Source organism: Dechloromonas sp. ZY10 (assembly GCF_041378895.1).
Classification (GTDB): Bacteria; Pseudomonadota; Gammaproteobacteria; order Burkholderiales; family Rhodocyclaceae; genus Azonexus; species Azonexus aquae.
This window is the reverse complement of the sequence record NZ_CP144212.1, coordinates 2,137,342-2,151,613: the sequence shown is the minus strand read 5'-3', so window position 1 is coordinate 2,151,613 and position 14,272 is coordinate 2,137,342. Positions and strand designations below refer to the sequence as shown.

13 protein-coding genes are annotated in these 14,272 nt (G+C 63.3%); all 13 read left to right on the top strand.

Going from position 1 to position 14,272, the window contains the following annotated elements; genetic code table 11:
- The first annotated feature begins 2 nt into the window (after positions 1–2).
- The 13 genes from bamA to VX159_RS09775 all read left to right on the top strand — a co-directional run bounded on the left by bamA (position 3) and on the right by VX159_RS09775 (position 14,260).
- A complete protein-coding gene (gene bamA / locus VX159_RS09835; protein WP_371322711.1) occupies positions 3–2,282 on the top strand; it encodes an outer membrane protein assembly factor BamA in 2,280 nt (759 codons plus the stop codon).
- A 9-nt stretch (positions 2,283–2,291) separates the two neighbouring features.
- Entirely contained in the window at positions 2,292–2,801 is a 510-nt protein-coding gene (locus tag VX159_RS09830) for an OmpH family outer membrane protein (RefSeq protein WP_290896744.1), read from the top strand.
- Positions 2,801–3,850, top strand: coding sequence for a UDP-3-O-(3-hydroxymyristoyl)glucosamine N-acyltransferase (gene lpxD, locus VX159_RS09825; RefSeq protein WP_371322710.1), 1,050 nt, complete (start codon positions 2,801–2,803; stop codon positions 3,848–3,850). Before VX159_RS09830 ends, lpxD begins: the two co-directional genes overlap by 1 nt.
- A 34-nt stretch (positions 3,851–3,884) precedes the next feature.
- Positions 3,885–4,319 carry a 3-hydroxyacyl-ACP dehydratase FabZ gene (gene fabZ / locus VX159_RS09820; RefSeq protein ID WP_371325509.1) on the top strand — a complete coding sequence of 145 codons (435 nt, stop codon included), beginning with the start codon at positions 3,885–3,887 and terminating at the stop codon, positions 4,317–4,319.
- A gap of 1 nt (position 4,320) precedes the next feature.
- The gene (gene lpxA / locus VX159_RS09815; RefSeq protein WP_371322709.1) at positions 4,321–5,091 is read left to right on the top strand and encodes an acyl-ACP--UDP-N-acetylglucosamine O-acyltransferase; all 771 of its coding nucleotides are present in this window, start codon (positions 4,321–4,323) and stop codon (positions 5,089–5,091) included.
- Positions 5,091–6,236 (top strand): lipid-A-disaccharide synthase, encoded by a 1,146-nt coding sequence (gene lpxB / locus VX159_RS09810; protein WP_371322708.1) that lies wholly within the window; start codon positions 5,091–5,093, stop codon positions 6,234–6,236. Before lpxA ends, lpxB begins: the two co-directional genes overlap by 1 nt.
- Positions 6,224–6,814 carry a ribonuclease HII gene (gene rnhB, locus VX159_RS09805; protein ID WP_371322707.1) on the top strand — a complete coding sequence of 197 codons (591 nt, stop codon included), beginning with the start codon at positions 6,224–6,226 and terminating at the stop codon, positions 6,812–6,814. Before lpxB ends, rnhB begins: the two co-directional genes overlap by 13 nt.
- Before the next feature lie 3 nt (positions 6,815–6,817).
- Entirely contained in the window at positions 6,818–7,591 is a 774-nt protein-coding gene (locus tag VX159_RS09800; protein ID WP_371322706.1) for a TrmH family RNA methyltransferase, read from the top strand.
- 46 nt (positions 7,592–7,637) lie between these two features.
- Positions 7,638–8,021, top strand: coding sequence for a hypothetical protein (locus VX159_RS09795; RefSeq protein WP_371322705.1), 384 nt, complete (start codon positions 7,638–7,640; stop codon positions 8,019–8,021).
- Positions 8,022–8,158: 137 nt separating this feature from the next.
- Positions 8,159–9,406 carry a TolC family protein gene (locus VX159_RS09790; protein WP_371322704.1) on the top strand — a complete coding sequence of 416 codons (1,248 nt, stop codon included), beginning with the start codon at positions 8,159–8,161 and terminating at the stop codon, positions 9,404–9,406.
- 12 nt (positions 9,407–9,418) lie between these two features.
- Positions 9,419–9,961 carry a hypothetical protein gene (locus VX159_RS09785; RefSeq protein WP_371322703.1) on the top strand — a complete coding sequence of 181 codons (543 nt, stop codon included), beginning with the start codon at positions 9,419–9,421 and terminating at the stop codon, positions 9,959–9,961.
- Entirely contained in the window at positions 9,958–11,109 is a 1,152-nt protein-coding gene (locus tag VX159_RS09780; RefSeq protein WP_371322702.1) for an efflux RND transporter periplasmic adaptor subunit, read from the top strand. The genes VX159_RS09785 and VX159_RS09780 overlap by 4 nt, the downstream gene beginning before the upstream one ends.
- 10 nt (positions 11,110–11,119) lie before the next feature.
- A complete protein-coding gene (locus VX159_RS09775) occupies positions 11,120–14,260 on the top strand; it encodes an efflux RND transporter permease subunit (RefSeq protein ID WP_371322701.1) in 3,141 nt (1,046 codons plus the stop codon).
- The last annotated feature ends 12 nt before the right edge of the window (positions 14,261–14,272 follow it).

The following is a 14,272-nucleotide window of genomic DNA, read 5'->3' as shown; positions in this document are numbered from 1 at the left end:
TGATGAAAAAAACCCTGTTGTCCGTAGCGCTGGCCAGCCTGTTTGCGACGCCGGTAATGGCGATTGAGCCTTTTACTGTCAAGGATATCCGGGTCGAGGGTATTCAGCGGACCGAAGCCGGTACCGTTTTCAGCTATCTGCCGGTCAAGGTCGGCGATACCGTCAGCGACGACAAGATTTCCGAATCGATCAAGGCCTTGTTTGCCACGGGGTTTTTCAAGGACGTGCGCGTCGAGATCGATGGCAGTGTTCTGGTTGTGGTCGTTCAGGAACGTCCGGCAGTGGCCCGGATCGCCTTTTCCGGGCTCAAGGAGTTCGACAAGGATGTTATTACCAAGGCGCTCAAGGAAACAGGTATTGCAGAAGGTCGCATTTTTGACCGGGCTCTGCTGGAAAAAGCCGAGCAGGAGCTCAAGCGACAGTACCTGACCCGCGGCAAGTATGCGGTTGAAATCCGGACCACGGTGACGCCGCTGGAGCGCAACCGGGTCAGTGTCGATTTTGCGATCGATGAAGGCGCCATCGCCAAAATCAAGCAGATCGGGATTGTCGGCGCCAAGGCCTTTTCCGAGAAACAGTTGCTTGAGCAATTTACGCTGACTACCCCGGGCTGGCTGACCTGGTACAGCAAAAATGACCAGTATTCCCGGCAGAAGCTGTCAGCCGATCAGGAGAAGCTGAAGTCCTTTTACATGAATCAGGGCTATCTCGAGTTCAACGTCGAGTCCACCCAGGTTTCGATTTCTCCTGATAAGCAGGACGTATACATCACCATCAACGTGAATGAGGGCGAGCGTTATCAGGTTTCCTCGATCAAGCTGGCAGGGGATTTTTCGATTCCTGAAAGCGAAATCCGCAAACTGATGAAGATCGCGCCCGGCGATGTGTTTTCGCGCGAAAAGCTGAATGATTCGACCAAGGCAATCAGCGAACGTCTGGGGCAGGAGGGTTATGCCTTCGCCAACGTCAATGCCGCACCGGAAATCGACAAGGAAAAGCGGTTGGTGGCCTTCACCGTTTTCATCGACCCGGGCAAGCGCGTCTATGTCCGGCGTATCAATGTCACCGGCAATACCAAGACCCGCGACGAGGTGGTACGCCGTGAATTACGGCAGATGGAAGGCGGTTGGTACGATGCCGACAAGGTCAGCAATTCCAAGATGCGGCTTGACCGACTCGGCTTCTTTACCGATGTAAACGTCGAGACTCCGGCGGTGGCTGGCACTTCCGACCAGGTCGATGTCAACGTCAAGGTCACCGAAAAGCCCACTGGCAGTTTGATGCTCGGGGTGGGGACGTCGAGCACCGACAAGATCATCCTTTCCGGTTCGATTTCGCAGAACAACTTCATGGGCAGCGGTAACAACGTGACCATGCAGGTGAATTCGGCCAAGACCTATCGTACTTACGTTTTCTCGTATACCAACCCCTATTTCACCGTTGATGGCATCAGTCAGGGGTATGACATCTATCACCGCACTTTCAATGCGGCGACCACGGCAATTGCCAATTACACCACCCAGTCTACCGGCGGCGCGTTGCGCTTCGGTTTCCCGATCGGCGAAAAGGAGTCGATCGGGGTGGGGGTCGGCCTTGATTCCACTTCCATCACCACTTACGACGACAGTCCGATTTACTACAAGGATTTCGTCCGTAAAAACGGCGATACCAATCTTTCCGTTCCCCTCACCGTCAGTTGGGTGAGTGACGGTAAGGACAGCTTTTTCTTCCCGACCAGCGGTGCGTTCAAGCGTGCCGGCCTGGAGGTTGCGGTGCCGGGCGGCGATCTCACCTATTACCGCGCCAATTTCCAATGGCAGCAATTCTTCCCGCTGACCAAGACCTTTACCCTGATGCTTAACGGTGAGGTCGGCTATGCAAATGGGTACGGGGGCAAGGAGTTGCCTTTCTTCAAGAATTTCTATGCTGGCGGTGTGACTTCGGTGCGCGGTTTCAAGACCTCCTCGCTGGGGCCGTTGATCCGCGATAACGGTAACGAGTACCGCATCGGCGGTAATCGCCGCGTCGTCGGTACGGCCGAAATCCTGTGGTCCTTGCCGGGCATGGACAAGTCCTTCCGGATGGGGGCTTTTGTCGATGGTGGCCAGGTTTATGGCAGTTCTGATCGACTCGATCTGGGGCAATTGAGGTATTCTGCCGGTCTGTCGGCCGCGTGGGTCTCACCCATCGGGCCGTTGAAGTTCAGTATTGGTATGCCCCTGAACAAGAAGGAAAGCGACAAGTCGGAAACCTTCCAGTTCCAGATGGGCACCACTTTTTGATCCAGGAGTATCAAGTTGAAAATCAAGTCTCTCGTTCTGGCTTCGCTGATCCCGGCACTGTTTGCCGGCAGCGTTGCGGCTGCTGAAGTCAAGATCGGTTACGTCAATACCCAGCGCATTTTCCGCGATGCTCCGGCTGCGCAGAAGGCTGCCAAGAAGCTGGAAAGCGAATTTTCCAAGCGCGACCAGGAACTGCAGCGGATGGCCAAGCAACTGCAGGGCCTGCAGGAAAACCTCGAGAAGAACGCGGTGACGATGTCCGAGAGCGAGCGTCGCGCCAAGGAGAAGGAGTTCGGCGAACTGTCGCGTGAATTCCAGCGCCGTCAGCGCGAATTCCGCGAAGACCTGAACCTGCGTCAGAACGAGGAAAACGCCGCCGTGATCGAGAAGGCCAACAAGGCCATCAAACAGATCGCCGAAGCCGAAAAGTATGACCTGATCCTGCAGGATGTGGTTTGGGTCAGCCCGCGCCTGGACATCACCGAGCGCGTGATCAAGGCGCTCGCGGACGGCAAGTAATGCCGGATTCCGGCGGGATCGTCCTGACGCTTGCCGAGATCGCCGCCCGCCTGGGCGGCGATGTACTTGGTGACGGCGCAACCCGGATTCGTCGGGTCGCGACGCTGGCGTCGGCCGGTGCCGAGGAAATTGCCTTTCTCGCCAATCCCAAATATCGCAGCCAGTTGGCAACGACCACGGCGGCAGCGGTGATTCTGTCGCCCAAGGTCGCCGATGCCTTTACCGGCCCCCGTCTGGTGATTGCCAATCCATACGCGGCCTACGCCCGGGTTGCTGCCATGCTCAACCCGCCGCCGGCAGTGCCGCCCGGAATTCACCCTTCGGCAGTGGTCGAGTCGCCACTGCCAGCTTCCGTCAGCATCGGTCCCGGCGTTTGCATTGGGCGTCATGTCCGCTTGGGTGAAGGCGTGGTAATCCGTGCCGGCTGTGTGATCGAGGATGACGTCGAGATCGGTGCCGGTTCGCTGCTTTACCCTCGGGTCAGTGTCTATCGCGGCTGCCGCATTGGCGAGCGGGCAATCATTCACAGTGGCGCGGTGATCGGGGCCGACGGCTTCGGTTTTGCTCCCGATGCCGGTGCCTGGGTCAAGATTCCGCAGGTCGGCGTCGTCGTGATCGGTAACGATGTTGAAATCGGTGCGAATACCACGGTCGACCGTGGTGCGCTCGACGACACCGTGATCGGTGACGGCTGCAAGATCGACAATCAGGTACAGATTGCCCACAACTGCCGGATCGGTGCGCACAGCGTGATCGCCGGGTGTGCCGGGATCGCCGGCAGCGTCACCCTCGGCGATCACTGCGTCGTCGGCGGCGCCGCGATGCTCGCTGGGCATTTGTCGCTGGCGCCAGGAACCACGGTTTCCGGCGGCTCCTTCGTGACCAAGAGCATCAAGGAACCGGGGGTCTATACCAGCCTGTTCCCGCTCGACGAACACGACGAATGGGCGCGCAACGCGTCGCTGGTGCGGCGCCTGCCGCGCTTGGCCGAGCGTCTTGCCGCCATTGAAAAGCAACTGCAGGCCGGCAGCGTGCCGGATGCAGAATAAAAACTAAAGATCTATCAAGGGGTTTGCCATGGAAATGGACATTCACGCAATTCTCGAACACCTGCCGCACCGTTATCCCTTCCTGCTGGTCGACCGCGTCGTCAGCTACGAAGTCGGCAAGTCGATTCATGCCTACAAGAACGTCAGCATCAACGAGCCGTTCTTTGTCGGCCACTTTCCGCATCATCCGGTGATGCCCGGCGTGCTGATCATGGAAGCCCTGGCCCAGGCCGCCGGCATCCTGTCGTTCAAGACCATGGAAAGCAAGCCCGATCCCAATTCGGTGTTCTACTTTGTCGGGATCGACGAATGTCGTTTCAAGAAGCCGGTGATGCCGGGCGATCAGTTGCACCTGCATGTCGAAGTCGAGCGGCAGATGCGCGGAATCTGGAAGTACAAGGCCGAAGCCCGGGTCGATGGCCAGATCGTCGCCGAAGCCAAGCTGATGTGTGCCAAGCGGGATCTGTAAAATGATTCACCAGACTGCCATTGTCGATCCCGGCGCCAGGATCGGTGCCAACGTCGAGATCGGTCCTTACGCGATCATCGGTCCGCACGTCGAGATCGGTGACAACACCGTGATCGGTCCGCACACCGTGATCAAGGGCCATACCCGGATCGGCCGCGACAACCGCATCTTCCAGTTCTGTTCGCTCGGCGAAGTGCCGCAGGACAAGAAATACGCCGGTGAACCGACGCGGCTGGAAATCGGCGACCGCAACACCATCCGCGAATTCTGTACTTTCAATCTCGGTACCGTGCAGGATCAGGGCGTGACCCGCATCGGCGACGACAACTGGGTCATGGCCTACGTGCATATCGCGCACGACTGTGTGGTCGGCAACAAATGCACCTTCGCCAACAATTCGCAGCTGGCCGGTCACGTCACCATCGAAGACTGGGCGATTCTCGGCGGCTTTACCGGCGTGCACCAGTTCTGCCGCATCGGCGCGCACGTGATGACTGCTGTCGGCACGGTGATCCTGCAGGATGTGCCGCCATACCTGATGGCCGCAGGCAACACCGCCCAGCCTTACGGAATCAACGTCGAAGGCCTCAAGCGGCGCGGCTTCCATGCCGATTCGCTGCTGGCGCTGAAGCGCGCCTACCGCACCCTGTACAAATCCGGCCTGATGCTGGAAGAGGCCAAGGTCAAGCTGGCCGAGGACGCCAAGAGCCAGCCCGATGTTCAGCGCTTTGTTGATTTTCTCGAAGTCTCCAAGCGGGGCATTATTCGCTGATGCAGGGCCGGGTTCGTATCGCACTGGTGGCGGGCGAGGCCTCCGGGGACCTGCTTGCCAGCCATTTGATGGCCGCGCTCAAGGCGCGTCTGCCGGCGGTTGAATTCGTCGGTATTGGCGGCCCCAAGATGCAGGCGCAAGGGCTCGACACCTGGTGGCCGATGGACACCTTGTCGGTGATGGGCTACTGGGATGCGCTCAAGCATTACCGCGAGATTGCCGGGATTCGCCGGCAGTTGAAGAAGCGCCTGCTGCGTGACAAGCCGGACATCTTCATTGGTGTCGATGCGCCGGACTTCAACCTGGGGCTGGAAAACGATCTGAAGCGCGCCGGAATCAAGACCATCCACTATGTCAGTCCGTCGATCTGGGCCTGGCGCGGTGGCCGGATCAAGAAGATCGGCAAGGCCGTCAGCCGCGTGCTTGCGCTGTTCCCGATGGAACCACCGATTTACGAACAGGCGGGGATACCGGTGACCTACGTCGGGCACCCGCTGGCCGACACGATTCCGCTGGAGGTCAATCGCAATCTGGTTCGCGACAAGTTGCAGTTACCGCGCGACATCCCGATTTTCGCCATGCTGCCGGGTAGCCGGCGCGGCGAGTTGACGCAAATGGCGGCAACCTTTGTCCAGACCGCGCAGCGTATCCGCGAGCAACTGCCGAATGCCCAGTTCGTTGTTCCGCTGGCGACTCGCGAAACCCGCCTGCAGTTCGAGATGGCGATCTATGAAGAGAAGGCCGGCGACCTGCCTTTCCGCCTGCTCTTCGGCCATGCCCAGGACGCGCTGGGGGCTTGCGACGTGGCGCTGGTCAAGAGCGGTACCTCGACGCTGGAAGCAGCGCTGTACAAGCGGCCGATGGTGATCACCTACAAGATCGCCAGATTCTCGTACTGGCTGATGAAGCGGATGGCGTATCTGCCCTACGTCGGTCTGCCCAATGTGCTCGCCGGCCGTTTCGTGGTGCCCGAAGTGCTGCAGGACGACGCCAATCCGGAAAAGCTTGCCGAGCACTTGCTGGCGCTTTACGCCGACAAGGACAAAGCCGAGGAAATCGAGGAAGCGTTCACCGACATTCATCTGCAATTGCGCCAGAACAACGCCGAAACGGCGGCGCGGGCGGTGATCGCATGCCTGAACTGATCGTCCCCGTCGGTCTGGTTTGCGGTATCGACGAAGCCGGGCGCGGGCCGCTGGCCGGGCCGGTGGTCGCGGCGGCGGTGATTCTCGATCCAGCGCGGCCGATTGCCGGGCTCAACGACTCGAAAAAGCTCTCGGAAAAGAAGCGCCTCGTCCTCGCCGACGAAATCCGCGCCAAGGCGCTGGCCTGGGCGGTGGCCGAAGCCAGCGTTGAGGAAATCGACCGCCTCAATATCCTGCACGCGACGATGCTGGCGATGCAGCGGGCGGTGGCCGGCTTGCCGGTCGCGGCCGAGGCAGCGCTGGTCGATGGCAATCGTTGCCCCAAGCTGGCGATTCCGGTAGAGGCCGTGGTCAAGGGCGACGGCAAGATTGCCTCAATCGCTGCGGCGTCGATCCTGGCCAAGACCGTGCGCGATGCCGGCATGCTCGAACTCGATGCGCTCTATCCGCAATACGGTTTTGCCCGTCACATGGGCTACCCGACCGCCGCGCATTGTGCCGCGCTGGCCGCCCACGGCGCCTCGCCGGTGCATCGCAAGAGCTTCGGGCCGGTCGCCCGGCAGTTGTCGCTGCTGTAAGCGATGAAGCTGATCCAGTCGCGTGACAACGCCTTCTACAAGCAGCTGAAAAAGCTGGCCGAATCCGGGCGCGAGCGGCGCAAGCGTGGCCTGACCCTGCTCGACGGCGCGCATCTGGTCACCGCTTGGGAGGCAGCACGGGGGCCGGTTGAAACCCTGGTGGTCGCCGAAGCGGCGCTGGAAAATCCCGAAATTGCCGCGTTGACCGTGAAAACGCCGCCGGTGGTGCTGGCCGATGCGCTGCTGCGCGAACTCGGGCTGGTTGATACCCCGAGCGGGGTGCTGGCGGTGGTGCCGCTGCCGGCAGCGGATGCGACCACGGTCGACCTCGACGCGGATGCAATTCTGCTCGACGGCGTGCAGGACCCCGGCAACGTCGGCACCTTGCTGCGCACGGCGGCGGCGGCTGGTGTCAAACAGGCGCTGCTCGGGCCAGGCTGTGCCAGCGCCTGGTCGCCCAAGGTGCTACGCGCCGGGCAGGGCGCGCATTTCGTCCTCGACATCGTCGAAGAGGCCGACCTCGCCGCTTTTGTCGACAGCTATAACGGCACCACGGCGGTGACCTGTCTCGACGGCGCGACTTCACTGTACGCCGCCGATTGGCAAGGGCCGCTGGCCTGGATTTTCGGCGCCGAAGGGCAGGGCGTGCGCCCGGAACTGATCGCCGCCGCCGCTTTGCGCATCCGTATTCCGATGCCGGGCGCGGTCGAGTCGCTGAATGTCGCTGCGGCCGCTGCGGTCTGCCTGTTCGAAGCCCTGCGCCGGCGTCTGACTTGATGCGAGTCATTTTCATTTGTTGCCGAGCTGGTTTATAGTTCGCCCCATGTTGCGTTTCGTTCCGACCTTCTCCCGCATGTTGTCGCGCATTCTCCTCATGGTGATGCTGGCGACCGTGTTCTCGCCGTCTTTCGGCTGGGAGATTGTCGAAGGCAGCCTGCCGCACGACGATGCCGCCGCGATGCGGCTGGTGGCGGCTACCGATGGCGAATGCCACGGCCACGTCCAGAACGACGAGGCTGGCGCTACCAGCGATCTCAGCCACCATTGCTGCCCCGGCCATGTCCTCGGGCATTTGCTGGGAGGGGTTGGCGAAGTCGGTCGCCTGGCTTTGCCCCAAGCTGCCTCCTTGCCGGTTGCGCGTGACAGCGGCCCGTTCTCGTCGCGTATTCCCGAAGGGCTGGAACGCCCGCCCCGCCTCGCCGCCTGATCGGCGGCGGCATCCCTCGCTTTTTCCCGTTTTTGCTGCGCCCGGTCCTGCTCTGCAGGCGCTTGGTGCGGTTCCCGGTCTGACCGGGAGCGCGGCATGCCGCCGGTTGTTCTGTTCAACAACCGGAGGAATTCCCCATGCGTTTTACAATCAGCGCCGCTTGCGGCGCCATTCAACGCACCTGCTTGTTTTTACTGATGGTTTTGCCCGGCTTGCCGGCGCAGGCCGCAACCCCTCTGGCACAGGCCTTCGCCGCTGCCTGGGAACGCCAGCCGGTGGCCGCAGCTCTGGGCGAGCGGGCCCGGGCGGCGCAGGCGCAGCAACAGGTTGCCGCTGCTTGGACTGCGGCGCCACCCAGTCTTGAAGTCGGCACCCGTAGCGACCGTTTCAACCGCAATCGCGGCGCCGTCGAGCAAGAGCTCGGTCTGGCGCTGCCGCTGTGGCTACCCGGCGAGCGCGATGCCAGCCAGAACCTTGCCGCTGCTTCAGTGGCGGCAGTCGATCGCCGCAGCGAAGCCTTACGTCTGCAATTGGCGCAGGTCTTGCGCGAGGCCTGGTGGGCCTGGCAAGCGGCGCATAACGAAGTGGCCTTGGCCAGCGAGCGGGTGGCAGCGGCGACCCGTCTGCGTGACGATGTGGCGCGACGCTTTCGCGCTGGCGATCTGTCGCGGGCTGACCTGAATGCCGCTGCCGGCGCGCTGGCGCAGGCCGAGGCACAGGCCGCCGAAGTGAGTAGCGCCGCCGCGCTGGCTGCCTTCCGTTTGCGCAACCTGACCGGCAGTCGCTTGCCCGAGGCGCTGGCCGGCGCAGCAGCCGAGCCGCTGCCGGCGGGAGGTGGCGTGCTCGCGGCCGATCAGCATCCGCAGTGGCTCGAGTTGCAAGCCCGGGCGCAGCGGGCTGACGCCGAAGTTGAACTGGCGCGCCAGCAAACCCGAGCCAATCCCGAAATCGCCTTGTCGACCCGGCGTGATCGCGGCGCCAGCGGCGAAGCGGTCGACCAGACCTGGGCGCTGTCGCTGCGTCTGCCGTTCGGGGCCGGGCCGCGTCAGGAAGCGCGGATTGCTACCGCTCGTGCCGAAGCCCTGGAGCTGCAGGGCGAGGCGCAACGTCTGCAGGAACGCCTCGGCTACGAAGGCGAACTGGCCGCCAGTCAGGTGGCAGCGGCGCGGCAACAACTGGCAGCCGCCGAAAGCCGGGCGGCACTGGCGCGGGAAAACCGCGCCTTCTACGACAAATCCTTCCGCCTTGGCGAAAGCGACTTGCCGACCCGCTTGCGGATCGAGGCTGAGGCGTTTGAGGCGGAGCGGGCCTTGGGCCGGGCGCGGATTGCCTTGGCACAGGGCATTTCGCAATGGCGGCAGAGCCTCGGCCTGTTGCCTGAATAAGGAGCGAACAAAATGAAATTCCGGATTTTTTTGTGGTTGACCGTGGCTGCGCTGCTGTCCCGGTCGGTGCTGGCCGGCGCTGCGTCGGCAGCGGCCGCAGCGGTAACGCCGCTGGTCGTGATCGAAAGCGAGTCCTTCGAGGCGGTTGGCCGGCTGGGCGACGAAGGCCTGGTCTGGTGGATAGACCGCGCCGATACCAATGCGCCGGTCCTTGGTGCGACGCTGGAAGTCGAGCGCGCCGGTAAAACCGCCAAGGCGCTGTTTCGCCCCGAGCACGGCGACTACCTGATCGCCGACCGCGAGTGGCTGCAGCCCTTGCGTGCCGTTGGTCATCATCCGCTGGCGCTGACCCTGATCGCCGGTGAAGACAGCGACCTGCTGGCTGGCGAACTGCAGGTCGAAAATGCCGCTGCTGCGGCGTCGACCGTGGAATTCGAGTTGACCGGTGGCTTGGCTACCGGTTTTTGGATGCTGGGCGGTTTGCTGCTCGGCATCCTGGGTTTGCGCTGGGGGCGGCAGCGGATTCTGCGTCAGCGCCGTGGAGGTGCCGCATGAACCATTCAAGCAAACGGCCGTGCGTAACTGCTGCCTTGTTGACCGCCATTCTGTGCGCTGGCTTCGCGCTGCCGCTGGCGGCGCACGAGGGTCATGAACATGGTGACGAGAAGAAAATCCAGTCGGCACCCGGCAATGCGCCGCAGCGCTTGCCCGATGGCGCGGTCTTCCTGCCCAAGTCGGCACAACGCGGGATGGGGGTGTTGACCGTCCGCGTGGCCGAAGAAAGCCTGCCGCGCACGTTTGAATTGCCGGGCCGGGTAATCATGGATCCGCACGTCGGCGGTCGTGTCCAGGCAATGATTCCCGGGCGGATCGAGGCGGCCGGAGCGCATGGCTTGCCGGCCGCCGGTAGCAAGGTCAAGAAGGGCGAGGTTCTGGCCTGGGTGGTGCCAGCCTCGGGGGCCATCGAGCGTTCCAACCAGTCGGCGCTGCTGGCCGAACTGAAGGCCAGCCTCGGTTTGGCCGAAAGGCGCGTCGCCCGGCTCAAGGAACTGGCCGATACCGTGCCGAGGAAGGATATTGATGCTGCCGAAAGCGAGTTGGCCAGCCTCAAGGGGAGGATTGCCGCCGTCGGTGGCGGGCTTTCCGGGCGCGAGGCGCTGATCGCGCCAGTGGGCGGCGTACTTGCCGCGAGCAACGCCGTGGTCGGGCAGGTAGTTGAGCCCAAGGAGTTGATTTTCGAGGTGATTGACCCCGATAGTCTGCATATCGAGGCGACGGCTTTTGATCCGCTTCCGCTCGATCAGGTGGCCGCCGCTACGGTTACCGTCGGCGATGGGGGCCGGCAGCGTGCGGTCGAATTGAATTTTGTCGGCGCACCTCGGCGTCTGCGCGAGCAGGCCTTGCCGCTGATTTTCGAGAATCATGCGGCCGGGGCTGCGCTGTCCTTGCCGCTTGGCTTGCCGGTGAAAGTTCTGGTCAAACTGAAGTCGACCGTGAGCGGCTTGCCCTTGCCGGCAAGCGCATTGGCCCGCAATACAGCCAACCAGGTGGTGGTCTGGGTCAAGACCGCGCCCGAACGTTTCGAGGCGCGGCCGATCCGTAGCGAGCCGCTCGACGGCGTGCGCGTCCTGGTCACCGGTGGCCTCAAGGCCGGCGAACGGGTGGTGGTGCAGGGTGCCAGCCTGATTGCGCAAATCCGGTAAGGAGCGAGCGATGTTTCAATGGTTAGTCGAAAAAAGCCTGGGCAGTCGTCTGTTCGTGCTGGTCGCTGCCGTCGTGCTGATGGTCTGGGGCGCGGTGCAGGCAACCCGCTTGCCGGTCGACGTCTTTCCCGACCTCAACAAGCCGACGGTGACGGTGATGACCGAAGCCGGCGGCATGGCGCCGGAAGAGGTCGAGCAACTGCTCAGTTTCCCGCTCGAAACCGCGATGAGCGGCCTGCCGGGGATCGCCAACGTGCGCTCGATTTCGAGCGCCGGCCTGTCCTTCGTCTATCTCACCTTTGACTGGAGCGTCGACGTCTATCGCGCCCGTCAGATGGTCAGCGAACGCTTGAGCGCGATGGAGGCAAGCCTGCCACCCGGTAGCCAGCCGCGCATGGGGCCGGTCTCGTCGATCATGGGCGAGATCATGCTGGTGGCGATTCCGATCCGCAGTGCCCAGCCCGGCGTCGAGGCCGATCCCAAGGCCGCCCGCGAATACGCCGACTGGGTGCTGCGGCCCCGGTTGATGGCGATTGCCGGCGTCTCGCAGGTGATCCCGATCGGTGGCGAAGTGCGCCAGTTCCAGGTTCAGCCGGATACCCAGAAGATGGCGACGCTGGGCATTTCGCTGGCGCAGATCGAGGACGCCGTGCGCGGCTTTGCCGCCAACACCTCGGGCGGCTTCCTCGAACTCAACGGCCGCGAATACCTGATCCGCCACCTCGGCCGTAGCGCTCGTCTCGACGATCTGCGCAATCTGGCGCTGACCGCCCGCGACGCCCAGGCGATCCTGCTCCGGCAGGTCGCCGAGGTCGGCTTCGCGGCGGCGATCAAGCGCGGCGACGGCGGTTTTGCCGATGCCGAGGGCGGTACGCCGGCGGTGATCCTGAGTATTCAGAAGCAGCCGACGGCCGACACGGTCGACTTGACCCGGCGCCTGGAAAATGCGCTGGCCGAACTGAAGACCAGCGTCCCGGCCGGGATGAGTGCGCCGCAGGTGATCTTCCGTCAGGCCGATTTCATCGAGGCCTCGCTCGGCAACCTGCAGATGAAGCTGCTGCTCGCCTCGTGCTTCGTTGCCGGCGTGCTCTTCTTCTTCCTCGGCAACTTCCGCACCATGCTGATTTCGCTGACCGCGATCCCGCTGTCTATCCTGACCGCGATCCTGGTCTTCAAATGGCTGGGGCTGTCGATCAACACCATGACCCTGGGCGGGCTGGCGATTGCCATCGGCGAGTTGGTCGACGATGCGGTGGTCGATGTCGAGAACATCCTGCGCCGGCTGAAGGAGAAAGCTGCCAACCAAACCGCGAACGGCGTCGCCTACTCGCTGCGCGAAACGGTGATCGCCGCCTCGCTGGAAGTGCGCACCGCGATTGTCTACGCGACCCTGATCATCGCGCTGGTGTTCGTGCCGCTGTTCGCGCTGCCGGGAATCGAAGGGCGGTTGTTTGTGCCGCTCGGCGTCGCCTACATCGTTGCGATCCTGGCCTCGCTGGCGGTCTCGGTGCTGGTGACACCGGTGCTGTCTTCCTTGCTGTTGCCGGCCCTGGTCCGCGAGGCGCATGGGGAAACGCGGCTGCTGCTCTGGCTCAAGGGGCATTACCAACGCGCCCTGCAGGCCGTTCTCGCCGCCCCGAAGGGGCCGGTCGCTGCGGCGGCGGTGGCCGTGGTACTGGCGACGGCGGCGGTGCCGTTCTTCCCGACCACCTTCCTGCCGCCGTTCAACGAAGGCTCGATCACCCTCGGCCTGCGTCTCAATCCCGGGGCCACGCTGTCCGAGTCGATCCGCATCGCCAGTGCGGCGGAACAGGCCCTGCGCGGCCTGCCGGAAATCCAGCACATGGGTCGGCGGACCGGGCGGGCCGAGCTCGACGAGCATGCCGAAGGCGTGCATGTGACCGAGTTCGAGATCAAGCTGAAGCCGGGCGGGCGGCCCAAGGAGGCGGTCTATGCCGACATCCGCCAGCGCCTCAAGGACCTGCCGGCCAGCCTCAGCCTCGGCCAGCCGATTGCCCACCGCATCGACCACATGCTTTCCGGTGTCCGCGCACAGATCGCGATCAAGCTGTTCGGCGAAGACCTCGATACCCTGCGTTCGCAGGCTGGCTTGCTGCGCGAGCGCTTGGCGCGGATTCCCGGGATGGCCGATCTGGAAATCGAAAAGCAGGTGCTGGCGCCGCAGATCAAGGTGCGCGTCGATTTCGACGCCGCCGCCCGCTACGGGATCTCGACCGCGCAACTGACGCGCAGCCTGCAGACCCTGGTCGATGGCGAGAAGGTGACCCAGATCGTCGAAGGCAACCGCCGTTTCGACCTGGTCGTCCGCCTGCCGGAACGCGGGCGTTCGCTCGAAGGGCTGGACAAGCTGCTGATCGAAACCCCGGGCGGCCGCGTGCCGCTATCCAAGCTGGCCAGCATCGAGGACGCCGACGGGCCGAACCAGATCACCCGCGACGAAGGCCGGCGGCGGATCGTGATCTCGGCCAACGTCCAGGGCCGGGCCTTGTCCGACGTGGTCGACGAGTTACGCGGCGCGGTTGCCGCCTTCCCGTTGCCGGAGGGCTATTTCATCACCCTCGGTGGCCAGTTCCAGGCGCAGGAAGAGGCGGCGCGGCTGATTTCCCTGTTGGCGCTGGGGTCGGCGCTGCTGATCTTCATGGTCCTCTACAGCCGCTACCGCTCCGGCGTGCTCGCCGCGCTGATCATGGCCAACGTACCGCTGGCGCTGGTCGGCAGCGTGATTGGGCTGTGGCTGTCGGGGCAGCCGCTGTCGGTCGCGGCGCTGATCGGCTTCATCACGCTGGCCGGGATCGCCACCCGCAACGGCATTCTCAAAATCAGCCATTACCTCAACCTGATGCGTTTCGAAGGCGAGGTCTTCGGCGTGCTGATGATTGTGCGCGGCTCGCTGGAGCGCCTGGCGCCGGTGCTGATGACCGCGCTGGTGGCCGCCTTTGCACTGGCACCGCTGCTATTCGAGGCCGAGCAGCCAGGGACCGAAATCCTGCACCCGGTGGCGGTGGTGATTTTCTCCGGGCTGGTCAGCTCGACCCTGCTCGACACCTTTGTCACCCCGGCGCTGTTCTGGCTGTTTGGCCGTAAGCCTGCCGAACGTCTGCTCGCCGAAGGCGGCGACGACAATTTCTGATCAACTTTTTCA